The 13331-nt window shown below is 41.5% G+C and carries 12 protein-coding genes; 6 read left to right on the top strand and 6 right to left on the bottom strand.

Annotated elements, in window-relative coordinates:
* Window positions 1-82 precede the first annotated feature (82 nt).
* Window positions 83-829 carry a peroxide stress protein YaaA gene (gene yaaA / locus BW721_RS08045; protein ID WP_076767715.1) on the bottom strand — a complete coding sequence of 249 codons (747 nt, stop codon included), beginning with the start codon at window positions 827-829 and terminating at the stop codon, window positions 83-85.
* Window positions 830-1109: 280 nt separating this feature from the next.
* Here yaaA and mnmE point away from each other — a divergent pair, with 280 nt between their 5' ends.
* The 4 genes from mnmE to BW721_RS08025 all read left to right on the top strand — a co-directional run bounded on the left by mnmE (window position 1110) and on the right by BW721_RS08025 (window position 6659).
* Window positions 1110-2498, top strand: a complete 1389-nt coding sequence (mnmE, locus tag BW721_RS08040; protein ID WP_076768687.1) for a tRNA uridine-5-carboxymethylaminomethyl(34) synthesis GTPase MnmE — start codon at window positions 1110-1112, stop codon at window positions 2496-2498.
* 28 nt (window positions 2499-2526) lie between these two features.
* Window positions 2527-4428 (top strand): tRNA uridine-5-carboxymethylaminomethyl(34) synthesis enzyme MnmG, encoded by a 1902-nt coding sequence (gene mnmG / locus BW721_RS08035; RefSeq protein WP_076767713.1) that lies wholly within the window; start codon window positions 2527-2529, stop codon window positions 4426-4428.
* A 157-nt stretch (window positions 4429-4585) separates the two neighbouring features.
* Window positions 4586-5590, top strand: coding sequence for a sodium:calcium antiporter (locus BW721_RS08030; protein ID WP_076767711.1), 1005 nt, complete (start codon window positions 4586-4588; stop codon window positions 5588-5590).
* Between the two features lie 238 nt (window positions 5591-5828).
* A complete protein-coding gene (locus tag BW721_RS08025) occupies window positions 5829-6659 on the top strand; it encodes an aldo/keto reductase (RefSeq protein WP_076767709.1) in 831 nt (276 codons plus the stop codon).
* A 68-nt stretch (window positions 6660-6727) separates the two neighbouring features.
* On the opposite strand, the gene BW721_RS08020 is transcribed toward BW721_RS08025, so the two are convergent.
* Window positions 6728-7291: an NADPH-dependent FMN reductase gene (locus tag BW721_RS08020; RefSeq protein ID WP_076767707.1), complete on the bottom strand. Its 564-nt coding sequence runs from the start codon at window positions 7289-7291 to the stop codon at window positions 6728-6730.
* A 172-nt stretch (window positions 7292-7463) separates the two neighbouring features.
* On the opposite strand from BW721_RS08020, the gene BW721_RS12335 reads away from it, so the two are divergent.
* Window positions 7464-7736 carry a DUF1232 domain-containing protein gene (locus BW721_RS12335; protein WP_083686837.1) on the top strand — a complete coding sequence of 91 codons (273 nt, stop codon included), beginning with the start codon at window positions 7464-7466 and terminating at the stop codon, window positions 7734-7736.
* Window positions 7737-7828: 92 nt separating this feature from the next.
* Window positions 7829-8914, top strand: a complete 1086-nt coding sequence (locus tag BW721_RS08010; protein ID WP_076767704.1) for an aldose 1-epimerase family protein — start codon at window positions 7829-7831, stop codon at window positions 8912-8914.
* Window positions 8915-9157: 243 nt separating this feature from the next.
* Here the strand turns inward: BW721_RS08010 and BW721_RS08005 are convergent, their stop codons facing one another.
* From BW721_RS08005 to BW721_RS07990, 4 genes are read right to left on the bottom strand one after another with little or no spacing between them, the layout of a single operon-like run.
* A complete protein-coding gene (locus BW721_RS08005) occupies window positions 9158-9955 on the bottom strand; it encodes a hypothetical protein (RefSeq protein WP_076767702.1) in 798 nt (265 codons plus the stop codon).
* Window positions 9956-9959: 4 nt separating this feature from the next.
* On the bottom strand, window positions 9960-10862 hold the full coding sequence (locus BW721_RS08000) for an ABC transporter ATP-binding protein (RefSeq protein ID WP_076767701.1): 903 nt from the start codon (window positions 10860-10862) through the stop codon (window positions 9960-9962).
* Window positions 10859-12037 (bottom strand): hypothetical protein, encoded by a 1179-nt coding sequence (locus BW721_RS07995; RefSeq protein ID WP_076767699.1) that lies wholly within the window; start codon window positions 12035-12037, stop codon window positions 10859-10861. The genes BW721_RS08000 and BW721_RS07995 overlap by 4 nt, the downstream gene beginning before the upstream one ends.
* A gap of 12 nt (window positions 12038-12049) precedes the next feature.
* Window positions 12050-13255, bottom strand: a complete 1206-nt coding sequence (locus BW721_RS07990; protein ID WP_076767697.1) for a hypothetical protein — start codon at window positions 13253-13255, stop codon at window positions 12050-12052.
* Window positions 13256-13331: the final 76 nt, after the last annotated feature.

Below are 13331 nucleotides of genomic sequence, written 5' to 3'. Positions count from 1 at the left end.
CATACTGGTCTGTTTCTGGTATGCGCCTTCTCCCTTAAATTTTATCATAATTAGTGAGTAAAATCGAAGGAAGGTCAGTGATTTAGTCCTGATAAATGAAAACATATTTTTGGCTGGTCGAATGCTCTGCTGAAAATTGATAATGAGGATGGTCAAAGTGTTGTAAGTCTTCGACCGCTTCAACATGATTTTCAGCCATATAACGCACCATTTGTCCGCGTGCCATTTTAGCTAGTGTTGCTTTTACCTTCAACTTGCCATCAATTAGATTAGCAAACATGATTTCGATCAACTGATCACCTTCCTTGAGGTAGGGGCTGATGGCTTTAGTATATTCTTTGGAAGCTAGATTAATGACCGGTCCGTCACTGAAATCAAGGGCGTCATACAAATGACGTCCCCAATAGCGATAGAGATTTTTGTGGCCATCGACTTGAAGTGGCGCCTGCATTTCCAAACGGTAGGGCGTAATGCCATCAAACGGGCGCAAGACCCCATAAAAACCAGATAAAATTCGCAAATTTTCTTTCATATAAGCTAGAGCATTTTCGCTAAACAAATCCGGAGACATATATTGAAACTGCAAACCTTTATAGCTCATCACAGCTGGCGATAGTTGATTAGCCAGCTCCATTTGCTTCAAGCGCTCTCTATTTTCTGCGGCAATCTGATCATTGCACTTCCACATCGCTTTCGCTTCCTCGTAGGTGAGGCTATTGAGAGTATCGAGAATGACCTGTGTTTTTTTAAGAAAAAGGGGCGTTGTTTCTGCCAAGAAACTGTTAGTCTCGGCGACCATTTTTTTAGTGGGTGAGATGATGATTTTCATAAGTGAGTCCTTTCTTCATATCGTCTTCCAACTATCTTAACACGATGTTTATGAAAAAACCTAGTCTCAAAAGTATATTAAAATTGAAACAAAGGACTTGCATTTAGTAAGCAATGTCGGTATAATTTCTTAGAATTCAATTGTGAAAGAACCAATAAAATAACCAACATGTGTGACGCAGTCAAAGTGCTTAACCATCCGAACAGACAACGGGTGGAGTGGGCACTTTTTTCATGCGCAAAAATGAAACACTGATAGGAAGGAGAGGCAATCCCTCATGATGATAACGGAATTTGATACAATTGCAGCTATTTCAACGCCTCCAGGAGAAGGGGCAATTGGAATTGTAAGAATAAGTGGTGATGATGCGATCGCAATCGCTGATCGCTTATACCAGTCAGGATCGAAGCAACTGAAAGATGTTGATAGCCATACCATTCACTATGGCCATATTCATAATCCTAAGACGGATGAAGTAGTTGATGAAGTCATGGTAACGATTATGCGTGCGCCTAAGACATTTACGAAAGAAGATGTTGTTGAGATTAACTGCCACGGTGGTGTGGTAAGTGTGAACCGCATTTTACAAACTATTTTACAACACGGCGCGCGGTTAGCAGAACCGGGTGAGTTTACTAAGCGGGCGTTTTTAAATGGGCGGATTGATCTCTCCCAAGCGGAAGCTGTTATGGACTTGATTCGGGCGAAAACAGACCGAGCGATGGATGTGGCTTTGCGCCAATTGGATGGCGATTTGTCTCATCTGATTCGCGATATTCGCCAAATTATTTTAAATACATTGGCAGAAGTGGAAGTGAATATCGACTACCCAGAGTACGATGATGTTGAAGAAGTGACAACGCGACTATTGAAGGAAAAAACCATTGAAGTACAAGGTCATGTTGACCAACTACTGAAAACAGCTAAACAAGGGAAAATTTTGCGTGATGGACTAGAAACTGCCATTATTGGTCGCCCGAATGTTGGGAAATCAAGCTTGTTGAACCGTTTGATTCGAGAAGAAAAAGCAATCGTAACGGATATTGCAGGAACAACCCGAGATACGATTGAAGAATATGTCAATGTTAACGGCGTTCCCTTGAAATTGATTGATACAGCGGGAATTCGTGAAACAGACGATATTGTTGAACAAATTGGTGTAGAACGTAGTCGTCAAGCTTTGTTGGCGGCAGACTTAATCTTGTTATTGATTAACCAAAATGAAGTGCTTTCTGATGAAGATCGCGCTTTACTTGACTTAACGCAAGATATGAACCGCATTATTTTATTAAACAAGAGTGACTTGGCCGCAAAGGTATCGGTTAGTGAGCTAACCGAATGGAGCAAGCCAGAGCAAATTATTACAACCTCTATGTTGGAACAAACAGGATTGGACCAATTGGAGAAACAAATCGCTGCTATGTTCTTTGCTGGCGAAACGGGTGAGAAGGACGCGACTTACATTTCTAATGTCCGTCATATCGCACTTTTACATGACACACAAGAAGCTTTAGAAGAAGTTATTTCTGGTATTGAAATGGCTATGCCGGTTGATCTGGTTCAGATTGACTTTACGAGAGCTTGGGAACTATTAGGTGAAATTACAGGTGACACTGTTCAGGATGAATTGCTGACACAACTATTCAGTCAATTCTGCCTCGGAAAATAAAGGTCGACATAAAGAAGGGAATAAACGAATGAACCGATATGAAGCTGGAAATTTTGATGTGATTGTCGTTGGTGCTGGACACGCGGGATCGGAAGCTGCACTTGCAGCGGCTCGAATGGGTAGCTCAACAGTCTTATTGACAATTGATTTAGATATGGTGGCATTTATGCCATGTAACCCATCCATTGGTGGCCCTGCTAAAGGGGTTGTCGTACGTGAAGTAGACGCTCTCGGTGGCGAAATGGGTCGTAATATTGATAAAACTTATGTGCAAATGCGGATGCTAAATACTGGGAAAGGTCCTGCTGTTCAAGCATTACGTGCGCAAGCAGATAAAAATGACTATGCCCAAGAAATGAAAAAGACTATCGAAAAGCAAGATAACTTGTTATTGAGACAAGGGATTGTAGAAGAATTAATCGTTGAAGACGGTGAAGTTAAAGGTGTGGTTAGCCATACTGGTGCTATTTACCGAGGAAAAGCGGTTGTCCTAACAGCAGGAACATCGTCTCGCGGCCAAATTATTATTGGTGAACTAAAATATTCATCAGGTCCAAACAATTCACAACCATCGATTAAACTGTCTGAAAACTTAATCGAATTAGGCTTTGACTTGGCACGTTTTAAAACAGGAACACCGCCAAGAATTTTATCATCATCGATTGATTACTCTAAAACGGAAGAACAACCCGGAGATGCAGAACCAAATCATTTTAGCTTTAGCTCTAAAGATGAGGATTACTTACAAGAGCAATTGTCTTGCTGGTTAACGTATACAGGAACAGAGGCCCATCAAATTATCCGTGATAACTTGCACCGCGCGCCAATGTTTACCGGTATTGTTGAAGGGGTCGGCGCTCGTTACTGCCCATCAATTGAAGACAAGGTCGTTCGTTTTAGCGATAAACCGCGTCACCAATTGTTCTTAGAGCCAGAAGGACGCAACACCGAAGAAGTTTACGTGCAAGGTTTGTCGTCTTCTTTACCAGAAGATGTTCAATTGCAAGTTCTACATTCTATTGATGGCTTAGAAAATGCTAAAATGATGCGGACAGGTTATGCCATTGAGTATGATGTAGTCAAACCTCACCAACTACGTCCGTCACTAGAAACAAAATTGGTAAAAAATCTATTTACAGCAGGCCAAATGAACGGAACATCTGGTTACGAGGAAGCTGCTGGACAAGGCATTATCGCCGGAATTAATGCCGCACTTTCGGTTCAAGAAAAAGAGCCGCTTGTTTTAAAACGTAGCGATGGCTACATTGGCGTTATGATCGATGATTTGGTTACAAAAGGAACGCTAGAACCTTACCGTTTACTAACTTCTCGTGCCGAATACCGATTGCTATTACGCCACGATAATGCTGATATTCGTTTATCAGAGATCGGCCATGAGATTGGCTTGTTGAGCGAAGATCGTTACCAAGCATACTTAGAAAAACAAGAAGCTGTTAACGAAGAGATTGCGCGTATTAAAACGATTCGCCTTAAACCAACAGAAGACTTGCAAGCTTTCCTAGCGTCACGCAATTCAGCACCATTGAAAGATGGGTTCTTATTCAGTGATTTACTGAAACGTCCAGAGTTGGACTACAAAGGATTATCGCCATTCGCACCACTTGAAGAAGAATTAGCAAGTGATGTCATTGACCAAATCGAAATCCAAATTAAGTACGAAGGCTATATTAAAAAAGCCATTGCTAAAGTAGAAAAATTGAAGAAAATGGAAGAGAAACGCATTCCAGAAAATATCGATTACGATGCCATCAATGGCATTGCTACAGAAGCAAAAGACAAATTGAAAAAAATTCAACCTGAAACAATCGCTCAAGCTAGCCGCATCAGTGGTGTAAACCCAGCAGATATTTCTGTTTTAATGGTGTATGTTCAAAGCGGGAGATATACGGTGTTGGAAACAAGTAACTAATAAAAGTCGATTATTCTTGTCAGGACACAGTGTTTTGATATAATAGTCTTGAAATAATGACATACGGTTGAGCGCATGCGTTCAAGGACTTTTCTTCAGGGGTGGGAAGAAGTTATTGAGCGTGCGCTTTTTTATGTTCATGTTAGGAGGAGTAGCAATGACAACTTTTATTTCTAGCCAATCTTGGCCGATTCTAATGCTTATTTTTGCAGCATCTTTGTATCTTTTATCTAAGGCGACGGATCATTTGGTTGACCACGCAGTAACGTTATCGCGTCAATTCGGCGTATCGGAACTTCTCATTGGTGCAACCATTGTATCACTCGGAACCACTCTTCCCGAACTAGCCACCTCTGTCGTTGCCCTTATCAACGGCACAACTGACTTTGCTTTAGGCAATGCGATTGGGTCTGTGGTAACCAATACTACCTTAGTATTAGGCATAGGCAGTTTAGCAGGCAGTATGCCCGTAGCCAAAACAACCGCCAGTCGATTACCCTTTTTAATTGGGCCAATTCTTTTGATGATAGTGGCGAGCAAATATCCCTTTGACCAGCATTTTTTCTCAGCAGGACAGATTCATCCACTAATCGGAGTGACTCTTTTATTAGGGTTAGTTCTCTATATGAGGTTGTCATTTAGAAAACCAGCTGAGGAAGCAGAACAAAAGAAAAAAGCGGTTGAGCCAAACGAACCAACTGCCTTATTTTTGAAAGAAGGATTGATTATTTTCATTAGTGCCGTTGGGGTGGCTGCCAGCGCCAGTATTTTGGTGAGCACGGTTGAGACGGCCGCTAGCCGGCTGGGCGTTTCAGAAGCAGTGATCGCGGGAACGGTGGTTGCTTTGGGAACGAGTTTGCCTGAATTGAGCACCACTTATGCCTCAGTTAAGAAAGGCTATGGTGGATTAGCAATCGGAAATATTATTGGTGCCAATAGCCTCAATTTACTTTTAGTACTCGGTGTCTCCATTGCCTTTTCGCCAGCAGGATTGGGCGTGCCGACTATTTTTTACCAGCTTCATTTTCCGCTGGCAGTCCTCGTCATCGGGATGCTGACCTATTTTATTTTTAATACTAAAAAATTGGTGATTAGTAAGCGAGAAGGACTGATTCTGCTGGTGGTTTACTTCATTTATTTATTGCTTAATCTTGTTTTATAGACTAGGGGATTATAAGTTCAGCCATCAATGTCTAGCTCCCAAGTCCTGGCCTACTGAAAAAAAGATAAATTTGCCCCATTGCGCGCTTCGCTGCTCATTCAGGGTCAAATTTCCTATTTTTTCATAGGCCAAGGCGGACTTGTCCGCTTTTCTTATCTGAAAAGAAATCAAATCAGAAGAAATTCTTAGTTGAAATGGGTTACAATAGTAAAAGAAACTGTTTTGAGGAGTGAATGATATGTTTGGAAATGAAAAAGTGACATTGAGTAATGGAACAACGATTCCAGTTCTAGGTTACGGAACTTGGCGTAATACAGATCCGAAAGAGTGTGTGGAAGGTGTGAAGGTTGCTTTAGAATTAGGCTACCGTCATATTGATACAGCGCAAATGTACGGCAATGAAGCGTTGGTTGGGGAAGGGATGCGCTTGAGCGGTGTGCCGCGTGAGGAAATCTACTTAACGAGCAAGTTAAATAACTCCAACCATGGTTATGAAAATGCGGTTCGTACGATTGATGAGTCGTTAGAGAAATTGGGAACTGACTATATGGACTTGTTCTTAATTCACTGGCCAGAGGTTGCGGGTCATGAAGAGGATTGGGCAGAAGATAACATTGAAACATGGCGTGCGCTAGAAGAAGCGTATGAAGCAGGCAAATTAAAAGCAATTGGTGTCAGCAACTTTAAAGTAAAGCATTTAGAGAACTTGCTACCAAACTGTCGTATTAAGCCAATGGTTAACCAAATTCGTCTTCACCCAGGTGTTTTACAAACAGAAACAGTTGCGATGAGTCGTGAAGCGGGTATGGCGATTGAAGCGTGGTCACCACTATCACCGATTCCACAAATGTTAGAGGACGATGCTATTGTTAAGATGGCAGAGAAATACAAAAAAAGCATTGCACAATTGTTATTACGCTACTGCTTAGATAAAAACTATATTCCGTTAACAAAATCCGTTCATTCTGAACGAATTAAAGAAAACGCTGAAATCTTTGATTTCAAATTGGAACAAGCCGACCTTGATTACTTCGATCAATGGGAATGGCAAGGGGATATTTTCCTATAATAAATAAACAAGCATCACAACCGCTCTTGATGAGTGGATGTGATGCTTTTATTATGGGCAATTATCAGTTATTTTTCTCTAACGGTTTTTAATGCTTCGCCCCAGCTAATGACTTGGTCGAGTTGGGCATTAAAGGTATCTTCGTGTAAGGCAGCTGGTGTAAATTCGCTCATGTTTTCGAAGTCAGTAAAGAGTGACATAGCTACATGGGTACGAACGGATGCGACTTGTAATTCTGCTAAAACAATACGCAATGCTTCTGCTGCGCGGACACCGCCTGATGAGCCGTAGCTAACAATTCCGGCAGGTTTGTTATTGAATTCGACATATAGATAGTCGATGGCGTTCTTTTGAGCTGATGTGATTCCGTGATTATATTCAGGTGTCACGAAAATATAACCATCTAGCGATGCAATTTTTTCAGACCAAGGTTTTGCCTCTGGCGTTTGATAGTCTTGGCTGTAAGCAGCGGAGATGGGCTCATTGTAAAGGGGCAAGTTGTAATCAGCAATATCTACTACCTCATATGTTGCATCTTGTCGCTTGTCAGCCCATTCTTTTAGCTTATTTGCGACCTTGATACTGTTACGGTTTGGGCGAGTACTACCTGTGATGATTCCAATGTTCAACATCTGTATTCCTCCTCAAATTTGGTTAGTAAATCATCTGTCTTACAAGCCAAGGATAACGCAAACCAGGCGGAAAGACAAATGCTTTACTTCGAATTTGAATGAAAATCATCCTTCCGACCGATAACAAAACCGCTCCTTTTTCTTATAATTATGGTATTGAAGGAGGGAGACCATGAAAACGAAGAAACGCTTAACCACAACCCCGACATCAAAGATCAAACAATTAACAACAGCCGTAATGAGCGGTCAGTTAGATAAACGGAAAAGATGGCTGATTGCGGGGATTATATTGTATGTGATTAGTCCCATTGATGTGATTCCTGATTTTCTACCGATTGCAGGTTATGCGGATGATGTCGTGCTGCCCATTCTCTTATTAGTTGCTGAGCACATGATGACCCAACACACTGAAGACAAACGTAAAGATGTTAGCCCACAAGATTAATCTATGACAATCCGCACAGAAGCGAGCCGTTTCTGTGCTTTTTTTGTTGTCTAGGGTATAATTTTAAAAAAGAGCAAAGTGGGGCGAATGATATGGTTGTTTTAGAAAATGAACGATTGAAAGTAACAATTGCCAAAAAAGGAGCGGAGCTTCAAAGTGTCTTTCATAAGCCAGAGCAGTTTGATTATATTTGGCAAGGGGCGGAAGGGTTTTGGTCGAAACAGTCACCTAATTTATTCCCGATTGTCGGTCGCTTGATTGATAATAAGCACATCAAGGATGGCCAAATTTACGAGATGACTCAACATGGCTTTGCTAGGGATAATGACTTTGAGCTTGTGGAACAAACGGCAGAATCGGCTTCTTTTGTCTTAGTGGAAAATGACGAGACACTTGCGCGCTATCCCTATGCCTTTCAATTAAAGTTAACCTATACTTTAATTGAAAATGCAGTCACCGTTTTATTTGAAGTCGAAAATCGTTCTGACGAAACAATGCCCTATTCCTTAGGCGGGCATCCAGCCTTTAACGTGCCGTTAAATGGCGAGGGTCGCTTTGAAGATTATGAGCTTCACTTTAACAATAACACGCTGACCGATTTTGAGTATCACGAGATGAATCCTGCGCCTTATGTGAGTGGTATTAAACGTCCGCTAACTGCCGTTAAGGAAGGGAAATTGAAAGTAGACCGTGAGCTGTTTGGTGCGGGTCTCATTATTGATGGCCAGGATGGCGCTCTTCAAAAAGCCAGTCTAGTATCTGATCAAACCGAGCATAGCGTGACCATTTTCATGAATGATTTTCCTTATTTATGTGTGTGGACAGAAGAAGGTGTTGAAGCACCGTTCTTATGCGTGGAGCCTTTCCATGGCATGGCTGATCAGCACGGTGAAATAGGTGAACTCCCTAACAAACGAGGTATTCAGTTGTTAGAAGCAGGACAAAAGAATGGCCATTCTTATCAGATGGTGTTTGATTATCAAAGTGAGGTTCAACTAACTAATAGAGAGGGAGAAAGTAGCCTTCATCATGTTTCAGAAGCAGGGCTAGACCATTTGCGCCAGCAATTAATAGACCAAACACAAGCTGAATTTGAAATAAATGGGACAACTTACCTAAAAGCAGATTTAACCCATGTTGCAATGGAAAACTGGACGATATCATTTGATTCTAAGTAAACGAAAAAGAGAGGCTGGAATTTTCCAGCCTCTCTTTTTGTCGAGATGTAAGATACAGTCTAAAAATATCGGCTGTATCTTACATTCAAGGTCCTAAATATAAGATACAGACTGTTTGAAGTGGCCTGTATCTTACATTTCAAGGTAAAAGTGTGCGATACAGCTCAATTTTTAAAGCTGTATCGCACACTTGAGTAAATGAAAAGGAGCTGGAAAAAATTCAGCTCCTCTTTTTGATTTCATTTAAATTGGACTTAATAAGACTGAAGACATATCTTGAATATAAAGGAATTGTCCGTCCTCAAGGGTTACAACAGGGTTGACATCAGTCGGCTTGCTTTCGAAACGAGATAGTAATTCGATGACTTGGAAGCTATGGTCGGGATTGAAGATATAGACATACTTCAAACTGTCATTGCCATAAGACAAAGACAATGACATTTCGTAGCTGCCTGCTTCTAAATCAGTTCCGACATAATAGGCCCCATTATTTAATTCATAGTCGCCTTCTTCAATCAGGGGTTGACCTTGGCCGATAATCACAACGGGCACATTAGGCGGCGGTGAATCGGAATTGGTGAGGTAAAGAAATTGCTGGTCATTTTCTTGATTGGCGGTTAGTTGCATCCCGTCGTAAAGATTAAGTTCCAAGTGCCCAGATTGGTCAGTCATTACGTAGTTAAAGAGCGTTTCACCAGTTTCATCAGCGATGGTGACTTGAGCCGCTGTAAAGTTGCGGTTAATCATATAGCGGCCTTGGGGGACATCATCGCCCACAACAACTGGCGTTTCACTCAAGGGTATAAAGAGCTCGTCTCCTACAAAGGTCAGTGGTTCTTGGAAAAAGAAATCGGGAAGGGATGGATTTAAAGCATCTTTCTCTTCGCCAAGAATGACTTGATTCTCTTGATAAGCCAGAATGGCAGCGGAATCTTGTTCAATAACGCGGCCATCATAGCGTTCACTAGCTAACCCCTTAAAGGATGAACAGCCTGTTAAAACCGTGATGGCGAGAAGCAAAGGAATTGTGATTTTTTTCATGCCATCACTCCTTATTCTCTGTTGTAAAATCATAGATGCGAATATAATGATCAGCCGTTCCTAATGGCCCAACTGACAATTGTTCCACCTTGTAGTGACGTAGCTGGCTAACGTAATGAAGGGCTTCTTGGTCGTCTTTAACCGGAATACAGCAGAGATTATTGTCTAAATAAAGGCTGCCTTCTGGAAGTGGGAGTAAGCGATCATAGTCGGCTTTTGCAAGTTTTGCTTTGACATACTGATCTTTTTCTTGATGGTGGTCAGAAATATAAACAAACTTCCCATCTTCTAAAAAGTAAACCTTATCAGCGTATTCATCGAGATTGTCGAGTAAGTGAGAGGCAACCATAATAATTTTCCCCTCAGAGCGTAAGTGATTCAGAACGCTCGATACTAGATTGACATTTTCAGGGTCCAGTCCGTTCATCACTTCATCCATCAACATAATAGGAGTATCGGCAGCGCACATCATGGCGAAACAGAGGCGTTGACGCATTCCTAATGAATAAGTGTGAACATGGCGGTCGACGTAGTGATTCATATGTAGTCGATCAATAATTTGATCAACGGTCTGTCCGGCTTTTTTTTGCCAAATATCAGCATACATTTGGATATGTTCGCGGCCTGAAAAATTCTCGTACAAGTCTGCTTGGTCAGGAAAAAAGGTGACTTGTTGATGGAGCTTTAAAATATCTTTTCGGCTGTTGCTATAGGTTTTGCCGTCAATGGTGATGCTGCCACCTTTAATAGGGATGTAGCGCATAATAGCATTGAATAGGGTGGTTTTTCCCGTTCCGTTAGGTGCAACCAAACCGATAATGGATGCTTTTTCAATATCAAAGCTAATCTGATTTAGAATAGTGCGATCGCCGTATTGGACGGTTAAGTCAGCTATGGATAAAGTCATTGACTCGTCCTCCTTTTTAATCCGAGTGTTTGGGTTTGAATGTGGTCGAAAACCACATGGAAAATCAGTTCGATTATCACAACTAGTCCGATCATGACAATCGGGCCCTTCCAAATGTTGACACCGAGTTGTGCGAATGTGTCGCTCGTAAAGACATCCTCAATATGGAAGTAAAGGCTAGGCTGCCACGATGACAGGGGCTGAATGACTGTCCATAATGATGGAAGAAAGAATAAGGCAACGATGGTCACAATGGTTAAATAAATGGTTCTAAAGATCCAACTCAATCCGGTTGCTAAGAGCATGAGGACAAAGCTAACCATCATGGCAAAGGCTAAAGCAAGGCAGACATACTGCCAAACGGGAATAGGTAAATAACCGCCTTGCCAGTTAATCATGATTGGGTAGATTAAGCTTCCGCTCGTTTCCACGATTAAACTAATGATGTAGCTCGTTGCTAGCCCTAAAAGAGAGGCTGCCCACATCAATAACCAGAGTTGCAAGCTACGCAACCGCCATTGTTTTTTCCAATGAACGGGTAAGCCGTGAGTAATACTCCAGTTTTTCAATTGATCGCGGCTAAAGCTGTCGCAAGCGAGTAGAGCGACGAAAAGAAACAGAACCAGTCCAATCATCATATTGACTTCTTCAACTAAAATAGTGCTAGCCGAGAAGGCGTTCCATTCGATATCAATCCCTTTTTCGTCCATATAGTTGAAAAAGGCTAAGTCTCTATAAATATCCGTTTCATCAGGCAAATAACTAATCAAATAATCATAGTATTCAAACTGATCGAGTTCGAGTAAATAGGCATTATTGCGGGCAATATTAACCCCGTTTTCTAAATAGCTGTCAAAGACATGCTCCAAACCCTTAATTTCATTGCCATCTCGTTTAGACAAAATATATAGCTGCATACCATATAACATTTGCTGTTTAGCCATGGTATCGTAAACATCTTTACCATCTTCACCAGTGAAGACACTTTCTGGAATCGAGTTAAAGAGCTGGTGAATGGTTTGGTACTGCTCATTCATTTCCGCTTCAGGGAAAGTGAGCGTTTGTTGTTTATATAGAAGGGAAAATGAGCTAAAGAAGAGGAAAAAGCCCAGTAACAAGAGACGGGTTTTCCAATCGCGCATTATTTTTTTCCATTCCCATTTTGCTAGATGCATCTTTTTCCTCCTTTAACCAATAAATGTTTGTCGTGTTCGTAAGCGTGCTGCAAGAGCGAGTAGAAGTTCTAGGCAGACAACCGCCACCAAAACAACCACGATACCTCGTCCAGCAGTCACTGTAGAGGTATTCAAGAGGTAGTTCTTTTCCCCGGTCATCACCTTGCCAAAGTCAAAGTAGGTTTGGGGGAAGTAGCTGATGTCGATGCCGAGTAGGTCCCTCGTTGTGCGGCTGAAGTAGAGTTTCTCAAAGAGGAGGGTAAATAATCCTGCTAGGAAAACGACGACTTCTTGCTTGAAAATGAGTGACCAAAAGGCTGATAGTCGTGTGAAAAAGTAAATAAATACGATTAAAAAAGGAAGTGCTTGAGCTAAAAAGCTTCCTATACTCACTAAGGTGAAGGGGGAAACTTCTGAAAAGAAAAAGTCCTCACTGTAGTTAAAGAGAACCACTGGCCAATTGAGTGAGCCAAAGCCATATAAAATGCCGTTTATTAGGAAGAAGCTGGCTGCCAAAGTAGATAGCATTACCAAAATAAAGGCAATAATAGCGAGTGATTGGATGAAGAGGTAGCTCCCCCAAGCTATTGGCACGCCGATATGTTGGGTTCGTTTTTTTACGCCTAGTACAAAGACATCACAGGCAATAAAAAGGGTAAGTGTCACGAGGACAGTTGGGCCCCACTTACTTAGGAAGACTTGGATTTGCTGCCAGGCTGTTTTTTCTTGGACAACATGAAAAGATAAATCTTCAGCTGGATAGCTCTCTAATCGCTTGCTGTATGTCAGTGAATCAAAAAGGTAGTCCTTGTCAGGGAAGAGCGAGTTCTTTTGGTAGAATTCAGTTTGTTTCTCCCTATGGAAATCGGGTACATACTGCCTACTAATAGCGAGATAGCGTGACACGTCACCATTTTCAATGGCGTTAAGAAGGGCGCTACTATTTTCGTATTTTAGCTTCCCGTCCACATAGGCCGATCTGCCAGTAAAGAGGTTGACACTGAAATTCTCCTTTTCAGCAGCCGTTTCCATAATTCCTTTATTGGCGTGGATGCTCATTTCTAGTTTATCAAGATCAATGGTATGAATATCGTCTTGGTGGGGTAGTAAAAACCCACTGTAGACGACCATGCCAATGAGCGCCAGTACAAAGACTAATCTATTTTTCTTATGGCGAATCAAATGCCGCCATGTTTCCTTAAAGACAGCTATAACCATTATCTAACTCCTTCCGTTTTAATTAAATTACTATTATTTTAACATAGTAATTTAATAAAAGAAGGATTTCATCAAA

It is taken from the genome of Jeotgalibaca sp. PTS2502, assembly GCF_001975685.1.
Classification (GTDB): domain Bacteria; phylum Bacillota; class Bacilli; order Lactobacillales; family Aerococcaceae; genus Jeotgalibaca; species Jeotgalibaca arthritidis.
Note: the sequence above shows the minus strand (reverse complement) of the source record. Positions and strands in the feature narration are given on the sequence as shown.

Coding starts and splice junctions, on each gene's coding strand:
- yaaA (WP_076767715.1), bottom strand. CDS start 829: ATGAAAATCATCATCTCACCCACTAAAAAAATGGTCGCCGAGACTAAC.
- mnmE (WP_076768687.1), top strand. CDS start 1,110: ATGATAACGGAATTTGATACAATTGCAGCTATTTCAACGCCTCCAGGA.
- mnmG (WP_076767713.1), top strand. CDS start 2,527: ATGAACCGATATGAAGCTGGAAATTTTGATGTGATTGTCGTTGGTGCT.
- BW721_RS08030 (WP_076767711.1), top strand. CDS start 4,586: ATGACAACTTTTATTTCTAGCCAATCTTGGCCGATTCTAATGCTTATT.
- BW721_RS08025 (WP_076767709.1), top strand. CDS start 5,829: ATGTTTGGAAATGAAAAAGTGACATTGAGTAATGGAACAACGATTCCA.
- BW721_RS08020 (WP_076767707.1), bottom strand. CDS start 7,291: ATGTTGAACATTGGAATCATCACAGGTAGTACTCGCCCAAACCGTAAC.
- BW721_RS12335 (WP_083686837.1), top strand. CDS start 7,464: ATGAAAACGAAGAAACGCTTAACCACAACCCCGACATCAAAGATCAAA.
- BW721_RS08010 (WP_076767704.1), top strand. CDS start 7,829: ATGGTTGTTTTAGAAAATGAACGATTGAAAGTAACAATTGCCAAAAAA.
- BW721_RS08005 (WP_076767702.1), bottom strand. CDS start 9,955: ATGAAAAAAATCACAATTCCTTTGCTTCTCGCCATCACGGTTTTAACA.
- BW721_RS08000 (WP_076767701.1), bottom strand. CDS start 10,862: ATGACTTTATCCATAGCTGACTTAACCGTCCAATACGGCGATCGCACT.
- BW721_RS07995 (WP_076767699.1), bottom strand. CDS start 12,037: ATGCATCTAGCAAAATGGGAATGGAAAAAAATAATGCGCGATTGGAAA.
- BW721_RS07990 (WP_076767697.1), bottom strand. CDS start 13,255: ATGGTTATAGCTGTCTTTAAGGAAACATGGCGGCATTTGATTCGCCAT.